Source organism: Candidatus Pantoea communis (assembly GCF_011752685.1).
GTDB classification, from domain to species: domain Bacteria; phylum Pseudomonadota; class Gammaproteobacteria; order Enterobacterales; family Enterobacteriaceae; genus Pantoea; species Pantoea communis.
In genome coordinates this window covers 144,580-160,929 of record NZ_VWXC01000007.1, presented here as the reverse complement: position 1 = coordinate 160,929, position 16,350 = coordinate 144,580, and the positions used below count along the sequence as shown (strand labels likewise).

Genomic DNA, 16,350 nt, shown 5'->3' with positions numbered 1-16,350 from the left:
TCTACACATGCAGTCACCGTTGCTTGAACACCACCTTCGTTTAGACACCCGTTAGAGATCTCACTTCTAACCAGTGTGCTTCGATGTTAGTGGTGCCCGGACGCGGAATCGAACCACGGACACGGGGATTTTCAATCCCCTGCTCTACCGACTGAGCTATCCGGGCAACGGGGCGCATTAAACCCTACTCAGGCCGCACCGTCAAACGCTTTTCAGCAAAAATCCGCTGACTGCTGGCTTTTACAGCAACCTTCAGACCATCCGGTAAAAAATTTCTGCAACTACCAACTTTAGTGGTGAATTTTTAACCGCACCCGCCGATAACCGATGTGACGACAAATTCCAATTATAAGGTCCACCATGTTTAGCACTATTACATCGGGAATAATGTCACGCCTGGCGTGGCAGAAGCGCGCTCGCAGCAGCGCCACGCTCAGTTCGTTGCAGGAGGCGATTGCAATGGTTGAGTTTACGCCGGAAGGCCACATTCTCACCGCCAATGAACTGTTTCTGGAGCGCATGGGATACACGCTGAAGGAGATTGCCGGCCAGCATCACAGCATGTTCTGTACGGCTGATTTAGTCCAATCCCCGCAGTATCGCGATTTCTGGCGCCGCCTGAATCGGGGCGAAGGCTTCAGCGATAAATTCCTGCGCGTTGCCAAGCACAGCCGTCCCATCTGGCTGGAGGCTAACTATGTGCCGGTGCAGGATCGCAGCGGTCGAGTAATCAAAATCGTTAAGCTGGCGAGTGATATCACCGCACGGATTATTGATGCGCAAGAGCAGCGCGCCATGACCACCGCCATTGAGCGTTCGATGGCGGTCATCGCCTTTAACCTCAAAGGCGAAGTGCTGATGACCAATGACAATTTCCTCAAAACCATGGGTTATCGCAGCGATGAGGTGATTGGCGTCCATCACAGTCAGTTCTGCCCGCCGCAGATGCGCAACAGTGAAGAGTATCGCCGCTTCTGGCATAAGCTGAATCAGGGTGAATTTATCTCCGGCCAGTTTGAGCGCGTCAACAAGCTGGGTCGCACCGTGTGGCTGCGTGCCACTTATAACCCAGTGTTCAACGAAGCCGGCGAACTGTACAAAGTGGTGAAATTCGCCACTGATGTTACCGCACAGGTGGAGAAGAACCATCTGGAGCGCGAGGCGGCACAACAGGCATATCAAACGGCGCTGCAAACCAGCGAAAGCACGCGCCTCGGTGCCACGGTGATTGAAAACAGTGTGCAAACCATCAATGAACTGGCGGGTGAATTGCACGGTATTTCCGGCGATATCAGTAACCTCAGCGAATCCTCAGACCGCATTGGTGCGATTGTCGAGAGCATTCGCCGCATTGCCGATCAGACTAATCTGCTGGCGCTCAATGCAGCAGTGGAAGCCGCGCGAGCGGGTCAGCACGGTCGTAGTTTTGCCGTGGTGGCTAACGAGGTGCGCACGCTGGCGGCAAACATCAACCGCGCGACTACCGAGATCGAGAATATGGTTCAGCATAACCACACTCTCGCCGAAAAAGCGTTAAAAGGCATCGAATCGAACCTGAAACGTGCCGATCATGGCGTAGTGTTAGCCAAAGAAGCGGGTGGCGTGATCTCTGAGATTCGCGGCAGCTCCAGCGAAGTGGTGCGCGCCATCAGTCATGTGGCTGAGGCCTTGAAAGAAGAGTAATTTTTCCTGCTTTCTCTTCTTCTATTGCACTGCTGTGACATAAAACTGTCATGGCAGTGCAGTAATCTAGGATAAATCCTAATCAATGCCAGAATAATTCTTATGCAGCTGCCTGATTTACGCGCAGGATTAAACTCCCTGTCGAGCCGTTCCCGTGCGCGTTCGCTGTGCATTGAGGTGCCGTTTGTCAGTCCAGCCATGGACAACACAGCGGTCATGGCTCTGTTTACCGAACACAAAGATTTGATCGGTTTGCCAGTGATCGAGAACGGCACGCCGTTTGGCATGATCAACCGCCATATCTTCCTGTCACAGATGACGCGCCCGTTCTTCCGCGAACTCTATGACCGCAAAAGCTGTATCGCTTTTATGGACAAAGAGCCGCTGGTGATTGATGCCGATACCGAGTTGGATCAGGTGGCGCATCAGGTGGTGGCAACCGGTGATAAATCGGTCACCGACGGATTTATTTTGACCGAACAAGGCCGCTATATCGGCATCGGTTTGGGGATCGATTTGATCCGCACCGTCTCCGATTTGCAGGCGCAGCAGCACCAACAAATTTTGCAGAGTATCGATTATGCGCGCGTGATTCAGGACGCGATGCTTGATCGCTCAAAACAGCAAATGGCCCAGCAGCTCAATGACTGGTGCCTGCACTGGCAGCCGCGCGATGGCGTGGGCGGCGACTATTATGCATTCCATCAGGATGAACACGGCTGGCTGGCATTGATTGCCGACTGCACCGGCCATGGCATTCCGGGTGCCTTTATGACGGTGATCCTGCAATCCGCGCTGGAAAACGCGCTGCAGAAAAACCGTCGGGCACCGTCCGATCTGCTGCAATCACTGAATCGTCATATTAAACAAACCCTTGGGCAGCTCAATGCCACGCAGCAAACGTCGCTCTCCAATGACGGCTGTGATGCTATCGCGCTACGCCTTGATACTCACCAACATCAACTCAGCTGGGCCAGCGCACGCATGCATGCGCTGTTACATCCGGCCGCTGGCGAAGCGGAATCGCTCAAGGCCGATCGCGTCGGTGTGGGTTACACCGATACGCCGCAGGATTACATCTGGCCGGAACATCAACGCACGCTGCATCCCGGCGATATGTTGTTGGTGATGACCGATGGCGTAACCGATCAGCCCGGCGGTGAACGCCATATTATGTTTGGCAAAAAGCGCATTCAGACGCTGGTAACACAATATCAAACCCTGCCGATGGACGAGTTGTCAGCGACCTTTGAGCGGGAATTTCTCAACTGGCAAGGCAACCAGCCGCGACGCGATGACGTCACCTGGTTTGGCTTCCGTTATTAATGAGCACCTTATGAACTCAGGTTCAACCCTTAGCCGCGTACCGCCAGAAAGCGTTGCACTGCACTATACTGGCTTCTTCTCGCCGCAGAACATCACCGCCATGGGCGAGGTGATTAAGGTCTTTCTGGAGAACCAGCAGGCGCCGGTGAAAGTGCGCCGCCGCTTGTTCTCCAGCTTTGTTGAAATCGTACAGAATATCCTGCGTTATTCGCAGGATAGCCGCGTCATGAACCACGCCGAGCAGGATTTTCGCTTCGGCACCGTTACGCTGCGCGTAGATGGCGACACCTACGTGCTGGAGAGCAGCAATCAGGTTGATGAAGTCGCCTGTGAGCAGCTGCGTTACTGGCTGGATTTGCTGCGTACCATGAGCAATGAAGAGATCAAACAAGCATACCGCGTAGGTCTGCGAGCTGAGAGCCCTGCCACAAGCAAAGGGGCCAACATAGGATTACTGACACTTGCCCGTGATGTCAGTGAACCGCTGGAGTATGAACTGCGTCCGCTGGAGTCCAGTGGTTACGCCACGTTTTGGCTCAAAGCCACCATTCACCAGGATTGAATTGTTTATGCAAAACCTTGTTATTGCTGCCACAGAAAGCACTCCCGAGGTCAATTTTGACTTCGAAAGCGGTCAGTTTTCCCTGCGCGGAGAATCCTGGCCGGAAAACGCCGCCGCCTTCTACCGTCCGTTGCTGGATGCGCTGGAAAGCTGGCAGCCCGCACAAAGCGGCCAGATCGAAGCCAATATCGCCCTGCGCTATTTCAACAGTTCCAGCACCAAAATGCTGTTCAGCCTGTTTGATCTGTTCAATCAGCTGGCGCAGAAAGGCCAGAAGGTTGAACTCAACTGGTTCTTTGATGAAGAAGATGATGTGTCTGAAGAGTTCGGCCAGGAACTGGCGCTGGACTTTACCGATCTGCAGGTGAATCTGCGAGCGGAAATGGCCTCATGATGGACCTGAATGAGCTGTTTCGCGAAGAGAGCGAGGTGCTAACGCGCGCTCAGGATGTTGCGGCTCAGACCTCGCTCAGTGCAGACGATTATCGTAATGCGTTGCTGAACGTTAATCGCCACTATCAGCGCCTGATGCGCGAGACCTATCGCATGATCTCGCGCAGTGACCGTGCTGAACGCGAGCTGAACCGCGTCAATGAGCAGCTGCATCAACTGGCTCAGGAGCTGGAATACAAAGCCAGCCACGACCCACTCACTGCTGTCTGGAACCGCGGTGCCATCATTCAGCGTATTACGAATACGTTGAGCAATGGCCCGGCGGCGCTGATCATTCTCGATATCGACCACTTCAAGAAGATCAACGATGAGTTCGGACATCCGATGGGCGATAAGGTGATTTGCGGCCTGGTGTCGCGTATTCAGACGCACTGTCCGGAAGATGCCAGCATTGGCCGTATTGGCGGTGAAGAGTTTACCGTGCTGCTGCCGCACTACCGTTTATCGGACGCGGTGATTGTCGCGGGCGCGATTCACGCCTCCCTGAACGCCTCGCCACTGGCGGTGCTGCCGGGTCAGTTAGTGACGGCCAGCCTCGGCGTGAGCTACGGCAAACCGGGTTCTGATTTTGAAACCCTGTATAACAATGCTGATGCCGCGCTATATGATGCGAAAAACCACGGTCGCAACCGGGTTTTCTTCCGCTAGAAGAGCCTTGTCGCGACAGCATTTATAGCGCAGAGATCAGCATTACCACTCAGGATCGCGCGATAAATCGCACCGCGACGTTGGGTGCGATCTCGCGCAAATTAATTTTTCTGCGCCGTTTCTACCGGCGGCTCAGACGGTGGCGGCAGGAAGATGTGATCGAGAATATTGCGCATCAACGGTGCTGCCGTCACCCCTTCACTTCCCCCGTTTTCCAGAATCAACGCCACTGCGACTTTCGGATCATTAAACGGTGCGAACGCGGTATAGAAGATGTGGTCACGCAGGCGCGTCGGGATCATTTTCGCGTTGTAAACCTGGTTCTGCTTCAGACTGAACACCTGAGACGTCCCCGACTTCGCCGCAATGCCGTAAGGCGCGGTGTGGAAATACTTATAACCGGTGCCGTTCGGTGCATTGGCCATACCGAACATCGCATGACGCACCAGCGACCAATACGGTGATTTTGGATCGCCAATTTGCGGTTGCGGCAATTTAGGTTGATAAAGCTGTTGTTCCTTACCACGCTGCGATTTTTCCAGCAGGTGCGGATTAATCACCCGGCCATTATTGAGCAGTGCCACCAGCGCTTTCACCATCTGAATCGGCGTCGCAATCCAGTAACCCTGCCCAATTCCCACCGACACCGTATCACCCTGATACCACGCGTGTTTATGCACTTTCTGCTTCCACTCACGACTTGGCAGCAATCCTGAATACTCTTCATTGAGATCGATGCCGGTGGGTTTGCCGTAGCCAAACTGGCTCAGCATGGTGTGAATACGATCGATGCCCATCATAAACGCCACCTGATAGAAGAAGCTGTCCGCCGACTCCTCAATCGCCTTGGTGACATCCAGCGTGCCATGCCCTGACTTTTTCCAGTCACGATATTTACGATCGGTGCCTGGCAGGGTCCAGGTCGGCGCGCCAAAAATAGTAAAGCTTGGGGTGATCACCTTGGTCAGCAGCGCGGACATCGCCATATAGGGTTTAACTGTCGAGGCCGGTGGATACAGGCCTTGCGTGACACGGTTGATCAACGGCAGATTTTTGTCCTGCAGCAACGTTTTGTAGGCTTTGTAGCTGATGCCTTTTACAAACGGATTCGGGTCATAGCTCGGCGCAGATACCATCGCCAGCACGCTGCCATCGCGCGGATCTTCAATCAGCGCCGCCGCACGCTGGCCGGCGAGCTGGCTCTCAACGTACTGCTGCAGATGCAAATCCAGCGTCAGATAGACGTTCTGGCCGGCAACCGGCGGCACTTCTTTCAGCACGCGCACAATACGACCGTGGTTATCCACTTCCACTTCCTGATAACCGGTTTTGCCGTGCAAAATGGACTCGTAATAGCCTTCAATGCCCTGCTTACCGATGTTGTGGTCAGCAGCATAGTTTTCGCCGACGCCTTCGGCATTCAGGCGTTTGAAATCGTTATCGTTGATCTTAGAAACATAGCCCACCACATGAGCTAAATCGGCGCCATAGGGATACTCACGGTCCTCATAAGTGTCGATGGCCACGCCGGTGAAACGGAACTGATTGACGGAGAAGCGCGCCACCTGCTCATCGGTGAGTTCTGCTTTTAACTCGACCGGCTTATAGCGGCTGTTCTGTTTGAGTTCGTGCTCGAAGGTTTCAATTTCTTCCGGCGTCAGGTCAACAATGGGCGTCAGCTGCTTCAGCGTTTCCTGCATATTGTCGATTTTGTAAGGCGTCACGAGGATGTCGTACCAGGTGACGTTACGCACCAGCGGAATACCGTTGCGATCGTAGATCAACCCTCGCGTCGGCGCGATGGGGATCATTTTGATGTCGTTTTCGTTGGACCGCGTCTGGTAATAGCTGTGCTGATCCACCTGCAGACGATACAGGTTAACGCCAAGGATAATGAAACAGATGACGACCAGAGCAAAAGCGACAAGCGCACGGCGGACAAACAGTTTTTCTTCAGCTTCGAAATTACGGAAATTCATCAGGGGGGCTTAGTCTCTTTGTTATCACGCTAATGATAAGCAGAGATGGCTTTAGAGCCAGCACGAAGATGCACAAGCCTGGGTAAAAGTGTGTCAGATGTTTACGAGGAGAGGTTCAGGTCACCCTGAGTGGTATCGATGATTCCGAGCGGTGAGTAACGAGGTGGTGATAAATGGCAGGATTCATTTCGCGCGAAGAAGAACAAGGTCGCCACCCATGACGACCCTGTGCGCGGGTGGGTTTCGTCAGGTGCGCGTTGAAGCGCACCGAACAAAACAGACGGGATTAATCCCCCAGCAGCACCGACTCCAGCGCGATCTTGATCATATCGTTGAAGGTGGTCTGGCGCTCAGCCGCCGTGGTCTGCTCGTGCGTGCGGATATGATCCGACACGGTGCAGATGGTCAGCGCTTTCGCCCCGAACTCCGCCGCCACGCCGTAAATACCGGCCGCTTCCATTTCCACACCGAGGATGCCGTACTTCTCCATTACGTCGAACATCTGCGGATCTGGCGTATAGAACAGGTCAGCAGAGAAGATATTGCCCACGCGTGCGTCCACACCCAGCGCTTTGGCGGCATCAACCGCGTTACGCACCATGTCGAAGTCCGCAATCGCCGCGAAGTCGTGATCCTTGAAACGCATACGGTTCACTTTGGAGTCGGTGCAGGCACCCAGACCAATCACCACGTCACGCAGTTTCACATCGGCACGCACCGCGCCGCAGGAACCGACACGGATGATTTTCTTCACGCCGAAATCGGTGATCAGCTCTTTGGTGTAGATCGAGCAGGATGGAATACCCATACCGTGGCCCATGACCGAAATCTTACGGCCTTTGTACGTCCCGGTGTAACCCAGCATGCCGCGCACGTTGTTCACTTCAACCGCATCTTCCAGGAAGGTTTCTGCGATGTGCTTAGCGCGCAGCGGATCGCCCGGCATCAGCACCACGTCCGCGAAGTCACCCATTTCTGCATTAATATGAGGCGTTGCCATGGTTATTTTCCTTTTTAAAATTGGTGGGCTGTTTTACAGCAGGCTTTTGCCGTAGTCCATGCTGGACAGGCCAAAATACTTCGCAATGGTCTGGCCGATATCCGCAAAGGTATCGCGATAACCCAGCGATCCCGGCTTCACTTTTGGACCGTAAATCAAAATCGGGATGTGCTCGCGCGTGTGCTCGGTGCCCTTCCAGCTTGGGTCACAACCGTGGTCGGCGGTGAGGATCAGAATATCACCCTCTTTCACTAGCGCCATCAGCTCCGGCAAACGACGGTCGAAGAACTCTAAACCCCCCGCATATCCGGCGATATCGCGACGATGGCCCCAGGTGGAGTCAAAATCAACGAAGTTGGTGAAGACGATGGAATTGTCCGGCGCCTTTTTCATCTGCTCGATGGTGGCGTTAAACAGTGCATCCAGCCCGGTAGCTTTCACTTTCTGGGTGATGCCCTGCTCGGCGTAGATATCCGCAATTTTACCCACGGAGATCACTTCGCCGCCCTTCTCGTCCACCAGCTTTTTCAGCATGGTTGGCGCAGGGGGTTCCACGGCGAGATCGTGACGGTTACCGGTACGCTCAAAGTTGCCCGCTTTGTCGCCGACAAACGGACGCGCAATTACACGGCCGATGTTGTAGCCACCGTTGGTCAGTTCTTCACGCGCGATTTCGCACAGTTCGTACAGACGATCCAGACCAAAGGTCTCTTCGTGACAGGCAATCTGGAATACCGAGTCCGCCGAGGTGTAGAAAATCGGCTTGCCGGACTTCATGTGTTCTTCGCCCAACTGGTCGAGGATCACCGTACCGGACGAATGGCAGTTACCAAGATAACCCGGCAAATCGGCGCGTTTTACCAGCACGTCAAGCAGCTCCTGCGGGAAGCTGTTCTCTTTGTCGCTGAAGTAGCCCCAGTCAAACAGTACCGGCACGCCGGCGATTTCCCAGTGGCCTGACGGCGTATCTTTACCGGATGACAGTTCGCTGGCGTAAGCGTAGGCACCAATGATTTCAGCATTGGCGTCGAGGCCTGGCGGGAAGCGGCCGGTAGAGAGTTCAGCGGCTTTACCCAGACCGAGCGCGGTCAGGTTGGGCAGATGCAACGGGCCTTCGCGACCTTCATTGGCGCGGCCTTCGAAGCACGCTTCGGCGATATGGCCGAGCGTATCCGATCCTTCATCACCGAATTTATCGGCGTCTTTGCTGGAGCCGATCCCGAAGGAGTCGAGAACCATAATAAAAGCACGTTTCATGCAAGTCTCCTGCGCAATGGCGCGATGACAAGTCAAAAAAAAGCGATCAGATCAGTATACCCGAATGGCCGCTGCCTGGCACGAAGAAGCGTTACTCGCTGACGCGGCGATAGACCACCGGCGTTTCCGCAGGCGCGCTATCACTCAACGTGATAGCTGCTTTGACCGCTTCCGCAGCCTGCTGCCACTGCGCTTCCGACGCGGCATGAATCACCGCCAGCGGGCGCTGTGCATCAACCTGCGTGCCGAGCGTGGTCATCTCACTTAAGCCCACGCTGTAATCAATGCTGTCGCTGGCACGCTGACGCCCCCCACCCAGCGACACCACCGCCATGCCCAGCGCACGGGTATCCATGGCGCTGACAATCCCGTCGCGATCGGCATACACCGCTTTGCTCAGGGTCGGTGCAGGCAGATAGCTGTCCATCCGCTCGATGAAATCCACCGGACCATTCTGCGCCGCCACCATGCGCGCGAACACTTCCGCCGCTTTACCGTTATCCAGCACGTTCTGCAATTTCTGTCGTGCTTCGGCGTCGTTGTCGGCCAGCTTGCCGGAGATCAGCATTTCCGAGCACAGCGCCATGGTCACTTCCAGCAAGCGCGGGTTGCGCGCCTCGCCGGTGAGGAACTGCACTGCTTCGCGGACTTCCAGCGCATTACCGGCGGTGGATGCCAGCACCTGATTCATGTCAGTGAGCAGCGCAGTGGTTTTGCAGCCCGCGCCGTTCGCCACGCCAACAATCGCTTGCGCCAGATTTTCCGAGGCTTCAAAGGTCGGCATAAAAGCACCGGAGCCGACTTTCACATCCATCACCAGCGCATCCAGTCCTTCCGCCAGTTTCTTGGCGAGGATCGAGGCGGTAATCAGTGGGATCGAGTCAACGGTAGCGGTGATATCACGCGTGGCGTAGAAACGTTTATCGGCGGGGGCCAGTGAGTTGGTCTGGCCGATAATCGCGATACCGACATCTTTGATGATCTGGCGGAAACGATCGTCGATCGGGAAGATATCGAAACCGGGGATGGCTTCCAGCTTATCCAGCGTGCCGCCGGTGTGGCCGAGGCCGCGCCCGGAGATCATCGGGACATAACCGCCACACGCTGCCACCATCGGGCCGAGCATCAGCGAAGTCACATCGCCCACGCCGCCGGTGGAGTGCTTATCAACAATCGGGCCGTTGAGGTTCAACGACTTCCAGTTGAGCACCGAGCCAGAATCGCGCATCGCCATGGTCAGCGCCACGCGCTCTTCAAGATTCATATCGTGGAAGTAGATGGTCATTGCCAGCGCGGCAATCTGACCTTCTGATACGCTGTTGTCGCGCACGCCATTGATAAAGAAACGGATCTCCGCTTCGCTCAGTGGCTGGCCGTCGCGTTTTTTTCGAATAATTTCTTGTGGCAGGAACAAGGTTGCCTCCCCGGGAGATTGCTGTGAAATGCACCAAACATTATTTGGGTCGCCATTGATGGCGACCCTGAGGCTGGGATCAGTAGCCCGCTTTGCTGGTCGCTGTCGCGTGGCCCAGCGTATTCAGCAGGCTCGCCAGCAGGCTTGAAGCGCCAAAGCGGAAGTGGCGCGCATCCGCCCAGCCTTCGCCCAGAATGTCATCCGCCAGCTTCAGATAGATCGCGGCATCTTCCGCCGTGCGCACGCCGCCCGCAGGCTTGAAGCCCACCTGCTGCTGCACGCCTTTATCGTGAATCACCTGCATCATGATCGCCGCCACTTCTGGCGTGGCGTTAACCGGCACTTTACCGGTTGAGGTTTTGATGAAATCCGCACCGGCATCGATAGCGATTTCAGAAGCGGCGCGAATCAGCGCTTCTTCTTTCAGTTCACCGGTTTCGATGATCACTTTCAGCAGCACGTTGGCAGCGGCGCAGGCTTCTTTACAGGCTTTCACCAGCGCAAAACCGATGTCGCGATTGCCGGCAATCAGCGCGCGATACGGGAAGACCACGTCCACTTCGTCTGCACCGTATGCAATCGCCGCACGGGTTTCTGCCAGCGCGATCTCAACGTCATCGTTGCCGTGCGGGAAGTTGGTGACCGTGGCGATGCGAATATCAGGCGTGCCCTGCTCGCGCAGTGCTTTACGTGCCGCAGGGATGAAACGCGGATAGATGCAAATGGCCGCAGTGTTACCGGCTGGCGACTTCGCCTGATGACACAGCGCGATCACCTTCTCATCGGTGTCATCTTCGTTCAGGGTGGTCAAATCCATCAGTTGCAGGGCGCGTTGTGCGGCCGCTTTAAGATCGGTCATGATGCTCTCCAAAAGGTGACCGGCAGACGACGCCCACCGGATAATGTGATAATTCTAACAAACCACACCTGAATGAATTGCGCTTCATGTCACATGAAAAAAGAAAATTCGTCATATGAATACAATTATTTAGTGATTCAAGTCACAAATAACCGCCAGCACACCCGTTTTCAGGCGCAATACAGGTTGTGAATATTATCACAAAAAAGGGCAGAAAAGGGTAATGCCGATTTTATTACTGTAGCCAATACCCGCCAAAACCGCGGCAAATCCAGATTGTGTCGGGAGGAGGTCAGGCAGGCAGGGCAAACACGCGCAGGCTGTTCTGCCACAGCATATCGGCAATGATATCGGGCGATTCACTGCGCAACTGACACAGCACATCAAACACGTTACGCGCGCGCTCAGGACGGTTGGGCTGCCCCTGATAACCCTGCAACGGCATATCAGGCGCATCGGTTTCCAGTAACAGTGAGGTGAGAGGCAGATTAGCAATAGTGTTGCGGGTTTTACTGGCGCGTTCATAGGTGATGGTGCCGCCCACGCCGATCGCATAGCCAAGCTGGATAAAACGTTCCGCCTGCTGCTGGCTGCCAGCAAAACCGTGTACCACGCCACGGCGCGGTAAATCATGGCGACGCAAATGCAGCGCCAGCTGATCGTGGGTGCGACGCGAATGCAGGATCACCGGCAAATCGTATTTTTTCGCCAGTTTAAGCTGTGCATCCAGTAAACGCGTTTGCTTATCAAACTGCGCGTCCTGCATATAGAGATCGAGGCCGATCTCGCCGATCGCCACGCGCTTGCTATCCGGCGTTTGCAGCCACTGCTCCAGCTGATCCAGATGCGCATCCTGGTGCACGGCAATATTGATCGGATGCAGGCCCAATGCGGCGTACAGCGCGTCATGCTGCTTCGCCAGTTGGCTGACCAACGCAAAGCGGCTGGCATCCACGCTCGGTACAATGATGCGTTCCACACCCGACTGCGCCGCACGGGCGATGCTGCCTGCGGCGTCATCGACAAAAGGCGGGAAATCGAAATGACAGTGGGTGTCGATAAATCTCATGCCAGCGATCCTGCATCAAAATCGGCATCATTATCCGCCAGCGGCGGCGTATGCACGGCGCGATTGTCTGGTGCATTCGCCACGGCGGCCGGTGGTGTCACGGTAGTCTGGCGCAGGAACGGTTCGGCATCGCTCAGCCATTGACCTAGCGTCGCGAGGAAATAGCGGCCGCTGCGGCGTCCTAAAAGGTAATCCTGATTCAGTGAAGCCAAACGGCTACCCAGCGCCATACTCGCCAGCGGTTTCGGCGGGTAAATTTCAATGATGCGCAGGTCGTCTGGCGGCTGTTCGATAAACTGCTGAATCTCACGATAGCTCTCTTCATGGTGATGCAGGATGTTGATCATCGGCTGCAGTGCGCTGTCACCCAGCCAGCGCTCCATACGTTTGAACCATTTGGGCGTGTAAGACATTTGTGATGGCACGGTGCGGATCACCACAATGGTATCGGCACCGCGTCGTGCCGCTTCACGCACCGGAATGGCATCGCTAATGCCGCCATCCAGATAGTTCACCCCATCCATCAGTACGCCGCTGCGATAGAACCCCGGAATGGCGCTGGAAGCTTTGATCACGTCGTGCCAGTTCAGGCTGGTGGGATTGAAATATTCGGCGCGGTAATCGTCACCGCGACAGGCGCACATATAGAACTCGCTGCCTTTGGCAAACAGTCCTTCGGCATTGCTGAGCGACAAGGGAAATTCTTGTTTGGTGATGTCGATCAGCCAGTCGAGATCGATCAGATGGCCACCGCGCACAAAGCGCAACGGATCAAAAAACAGTTTGCTGGTGGTATAACGCGTGATGACGCGGCGCGCGTAGCCCGGTTGGGCGCAAACAAACGCAGACAGGTTTTGTGCCCCTGCGGAGGTGCCCAGCATCAATTGAAACGGGTTAAAATCGGCGCGCTGAAACTCATCAAGGACGCCTGCGGTGAAGATGCCGCGTTGACCGCCGCCTTCGCAGACCAGGGCAATTTTTTTGGATTTAAATGGGGTGAGCGCCAGGGGCTCAAAGGTGTCCAGTGACACCGGGATGCGTATTCCCAATGGATGTCCCTCAGTTTTCCTGCTCTGAGGGAGCCGCTGACGGCAGCATCCCGGAGAACCAGTCATTGTCATTCCCTGACCTATTGCATCGTGCAATCGGTGCGGCTGCCTATTATGCCGCAAATGACTGGTCTCCGCTTTAGTGACTCGCGGGTTAGCGTTGTGTTAACGCAATCGGTCAGGGTCGTTTACGCCCGGTAAACAGGCTTACGAGGAACAGAATAATACCGACAATGAAGACAATTTTAGCTGCCCATGCTGCCGTACCCGCCAGACCGCCGAAACCTAACGCTGCAGCAATCAGAGCGATGACCAGAAAGATAATACCCCAACGAAACATAAGCCTCTCCTTACCGTAGTGAAAATCGAACTGCTTATTCATACAACATTGTTTTTATTACGAAACAGCACCGAAGCAGTGCCGCTCGCTCGCGTTAAGATTTCACCTTCAGGTCATTCTTCACGCTTTTGACGCCTTCAATGGCTTTGGCGATTTTCTCAGCACGATCGGACTGTGCCTGGTTCGCCACTTCTCCTGATAACTGCACCACGCCATCGGTGGTTTCCACCTTCACGTTGCGCGATGGCACAATGTCATCTGCTAAAAGCTTAGCTTTGATTTCACTGGTGGTTGCGGTATCCCCCGCATAACCTTTCAGTGTGGTCTCTTTGCTGTCTTTAACGTGCAGTTTGTCACTGACGGATTTCACACCCTCAACTTTTTGCACCAGCGCCACGGCTTTTTCCGCCTGATCCTGCGAAGCGACAAAGCCGCTCAGCGTGACCACGCCCTGATGCGTTTTCACTGAGATATCCGTACTTTTAATCGCTTCATCATCCACCAGTGCCGCTTTGGCCTTGGCGGTGATGCCGCTGTCATCCATAAAACCATCGACTTTTTTCATAGAACTATCGATTTTAGAACCCGTGCTGCTGGTATCCGCAGCATAGGCTGCGCCGCCCATCAGAGCCGTAGTGGCCAGTGCAGCAATCAGGGTTTTGGCAATCTTAGTCTTATTCATCGATATCATCCTTCTATCAGTTAACTCACTCGCAACTGCGAATGCGCCAGCAACAAACGGCGTTGCTGCATTGATGGACGTAATGAAACCAGAGGTCTCTTTTCTCGTCCGACAGGATAATCATAGTAGGGATTACAGGTTTTGCTGGCTTTTGTGGTTGATATCTCGCCAAAAAGCGATAAACGCAGCGTAAATAGGAACAGTCTGTAGGATAAAAACAGGGCCAGTGAAAATCACTGACCCTGGTTGTGAGGCGGGATTAATGTTCGCGCGTTTTGCGGAACGTCACGTCAGGATAGCGTTCCTGGGTGATGTTGAGGTTCACCATGGTCGGGGCGATGTAAGTGAGGTTATCACCGCCATCCAGCGCCAGGTTCACTTCGTTTTTGCGCTGGAAATCGTCGAATTTCTTCGCATCGTTGCACTCAACCCAGCGGGCAGTCGCGACGTTGATGGCTTCATAAATCGCTTCAACGTTGTATTCGCTTTTCAGACGCGCCACAACCACTTCAAACTGCAGCACACCGACCGCACCCACGATCAGATCGTTGTTGTGCACCGGGCGGAACACCTGCACCGCCCCCTCTTCCGACAGTTGAACCAGACCTTTCAGCAACTGTTTCTGCTTCAGTGGATCGCGCAGACGAATACGACGGAACAGCTCCGGGGCGAAGTTCGGAATACCGGTGAACTTCATGGTTTCACCCTGGGTAAAGGTGTCGCCGATCTGAATGGTGCCGTGGTTGTGCAAGCCGATGATATCGCCAGGGAAAGCTTCTTCTACGTGCGAACGGTCGCCGGCCATAAAGGTCAACGCATCCGAGATCACCACGTCTTTGCCAGTACGCACCTGGCGCAGCTTCATGCCTTTCTCGTACTTGCCAGAAACCACACGCATGAAAGCAACACGGTCACGGTGTTTCGGATCCATATTCGCCTGGATCTTAAACACGAAGCCGCTGAATTTCTCCTCGCTGGATTCCACCAGACGCGCATCGGTTTTACGTGGCATCGGCGTCGGTGCCCAGGCCACTAAGCCATCGAGCATATGATCGACGCCGAAGTTACCCAGTGCGGTGCCGAAGAACACCGGGGTAATTTCACCGCTCAGGAACAGCTCCTGATCGAACTCGTGGGACGCGCCCTGCACCAGTTCCAGCTCATCACGCAGTTGCTGTGCCAGGTCTTCACCCACTGCCGCGTCGAGATCCGGGTTCGCCAGACCTTTGACAATGCGCACATCCTGAATGGTATGGCCCTTACCGGTTTGATACAGGTAAGTTTCATCTTTGTAGAGGTGATACACGCCCTTGAACAGCTTACCGCAGCCAATCGGCCAGGTGATTGGCGCGCAGGCAATCTTCAGCTCGCTCTCAACTTCATCCAGCAGTTCCATCGGATCGCGGATGTCACGGTCAAGTTTGTTCATAAAGGTGATGATCGGCGTATCGCGCAGACGGGTCACTTCCATCAGCTTACGGGTACGATCTTCAACACCTTTCGCGGCATCGATCACCATCAAACAGCAGTCAACCGCCGTCAGCGTACGGTAGGTATCTTCAGAGAAGTCTTCGTGCCCTGGGGTATCCAGCAGGTTCACCAGACTGTCACGATACGGGAATTGCATCACCGAAGTGGTAATGGAGATACCACGTTGTTTCTCCATCTCCATCCAGTCAGATTTAGCATGCTGGCTGGAGCCGCGGCCTTTGACGGTACCGGCGGTTTGGATCGCCTGCCCGAACAGCAGCACTTTTTCGGTAATGGTGGTTTTACCGGCATCCGGGTGCGAGATGATCGCAAACGTACGGCGGCGCGCCACTTCATCTAAAAAGGAAGCAATAGACATGTGTGAATTCTTCTTCAAGGGCAACGCGCGGGCGGCGCGCTGCGAATAAATCGTTCCGGGCAAAGCCGGGGGATAACGGAACCAATGGTGACGCAGTGGCGTCAGTTCACAGCAAGATGTGCGCGATCTACATTGGCGGCAGTCCGGTTATCCAGTCAGCATTAAGGCGGCATAGCATAC

At 54.8% G+C, this 16,350-nt stretch carries 15 protein-coding genes and 1 tRNA gene; 5 read left to right on the top strand and 11 right to left on the bottom strand.

Translation table 11 applies throughout. From position 1 onward, the window contains the following. Positions 1-90: 90 nt before the first annotated feature. Positions 91-166 (bottom strand) — tRNA-Phe (locus F3J37_RS11645). A 194-nt stretch (positions 167-360) separates the two neighbouring features. On the opposite strand from F3J37_RS11645, the gene F3J37_RS11640 reads away from it, so the two are divergent. The 5 genes from F3J37_RS11640 to F3J37_RS11620 all read left to right on the top strand — a co-directional run bounded on the left by F3J37_RS11640 (position 361) and on the right by F3J37_RS11620 (position 4,672). Beyond that, positions 361-1,683, top strand: coding sequence for a methyl-accepting chemotaxis protein (locus F3J37_RS11640; RefSeq protein WP_166933506.1), 1,323 nt, complete (start codon positions 361-363; stop codon positions 1,681-1,683). 102 nt (positions 1,684-1,785) lie between these two features. Next, on the top strand, positions 1,786-3,009 hold the full coding sequence (locus tag F3J37_RS11635; RefSeq protein ID WP_034828500.1) for a SpoIIE family protein phosphatase: 1,224 nt from the start codon (positions 1,786-1,788) through the stop codon (positions 3,007-3,009). Between the two features lie 10 nt (positions 3,010-3,019). Then, complete coding sequence (locus F3J37_RS11630; RefSeq protein WP_097118104.1) at positions 3,020-3,571, top strand: SiaB family protein kinase; 552 nt, start codon at positions 3,020-3,022, stop codon at positions 3,569-3,571. A gap of 7 nt (positions 3,572-3,578) precedes the next feature. Then, complete coding sequence (locus F3J37_RS11625; RefSeq protein WP_034828496.1) at positions 3,579-3,965, top strand: DUF1987 domain-containing protein; 387 nt, start codon at positions 3,579-3,581, stop codon at positions 3,963-3,965. Further along, positions 3,962-4,672: a GGDEF domain-containing protein gene (locus F3J37_RS11620; RefSeq protein ID WP_080748190.1), complete on the top strand. Its 711-nt coding sequence runs from the start codon at positions 3,962-3,964 to the stop codon at positions 4,670-4,672. The genes F3J37_RS11625 and F3J37_RS11620 overlap by 4 nt, the downstream gene beginning before the upstream one ends. A 101-nt stretch (positions 4,673-4,773) precedes the next feature. Here the strand turns inward: F3J37_RS11620 and mrdA2 are convergent, their stop codons facing one another. The 10 genes from mrdA2 to prfC all read right to left on the bottom strand — a co-directional run bounded on the left by mrdA2 (position 4,774) and on the right by prfC (position 16,170). After that, complete coding sequence (gene mrdA2, locus F3J37_RS11615; RefSeq protein WP_166933504.1) at positions 4,774-6,651, bottom strand: peptidoglycan DD-transpeptidase MrdA2; 1,878 nt, start codon at positions 6,649-6,651, stop codon at positions 4,774-4,776. A 286-nt stretch (positions 6,652-6,937) separates the two neighbouring features. Continuing rightward, positions 6,938-7,651, bottom strand: coding sequence for a purine-nucleoside phosphorylase (deoD, locus tag F3J37_RS11610; protein ID WP_034828492.1), 714 nt, complete (start codon positions 7,649-7,651; stop codon positions 6,938-6,940). 33 nt (positions 7,652-7,684) lie between these two features. Beyond that, positions 7,685-8,908 carry a phosphopentomutase gene (gene deoB / locus F3J37_RS11605; RefSeq protein ID WP_034828490.1) on the bottom strand — a complete coding sequence of 408 codons (1,224 nt, stop codon included), beginning with the start codon at positions 8,906-8,908 and terminating at the stop codon, positions 7,685-7,687. Positions 8,909-8,999: 91 nt separating this feature from the next. Then, positions 9,000-10,322 (bottom strand): thymidine phosphorylase, encoded by a 1,323-nt coding sequence (gene deoA / locus F3J37_RS11600; RefSeq protein WP_166933502.1) that lies wholly within the window; start codon positions 10,320-10,322, stop codon positions 9,000-9,002. Between the two features lie 79 nt (positions 10,323-10,401). Further along, positions 10,402-11,181 (bottom strand): deoxyribose-phosphate aldolase, encoded by a 780-nt coding sequence (deoC, locus tag F3J37_RS11595; protein ID WP_166933501.1) that lies wholly within the window; start codon positions 11,179-11,181, stop codon positions 10,402-10,404. 292 nt (positions 11,182-11,473) lie between these two features. Continuing rightward, on the bottom strand, positions 11,474-12,250 hold the full coding sequence (locus tag F3J37_RS11590; protein ID WP_166933499.1) for a TatD family hydrolase: 777 nt from the start codon (positions 12,248-12,250) through the stop codon (positions 11,474-11,476). Further along, positions 12,247-13,299: a patatin-like phospholipase family protein gene (locus F3J37_RS11585; protein WP_166933498.1), complete on the bottom strand. Its 1,053-nt coding sequence runs from the start codon at positions 13,297-13,299 to the stop codon at positions 12,247-12,249. The genes F3J37_RS11590 and F3J37_RS11585 overlap by 4 nt, the downstream gene beginning before the upstream one ends. 178 nt (positions 13,300-13,477) lie before the next feature. Next, entirely contained in the window at positions 13,478-13,639 is a 162-nt protein-coding gene (locus F3J37_RS11580) for a DUF1328 domain-containing protein (RefSeq protein ID WP_007893192.1), read from the bottom strand. A gap of 94 nt (positions 13,640-13,733) precedes the next feature. Further along, positions 13,734-14,321 carry a molecular chaperone OsmY gene (gene osmY / locus F3J37_RS11575; protein WP_166933497.1) on the bottom strand — a complete coding sequence of 196 codons (588 nt, stop codon included), beginning with the start codon at positions 14,319-14,321 and terminating at the stop codon, positions 13,734-13,736. A 259-nt stretch (positions 14,322-14,580) separates the two neighbouring features. Further along, a complete protein-coding gene (prfC, locus tag F3J37_RS11570) occupies positions 14,581-16,170 on the bottom strand; it encodes a peptide chain release factor 3 (protein ID WP_166933496.1) in 1,590 nt (529 codons plus the stop codon). Positions 16,171-16,350 lie beyond the last annotated feature (180 nt).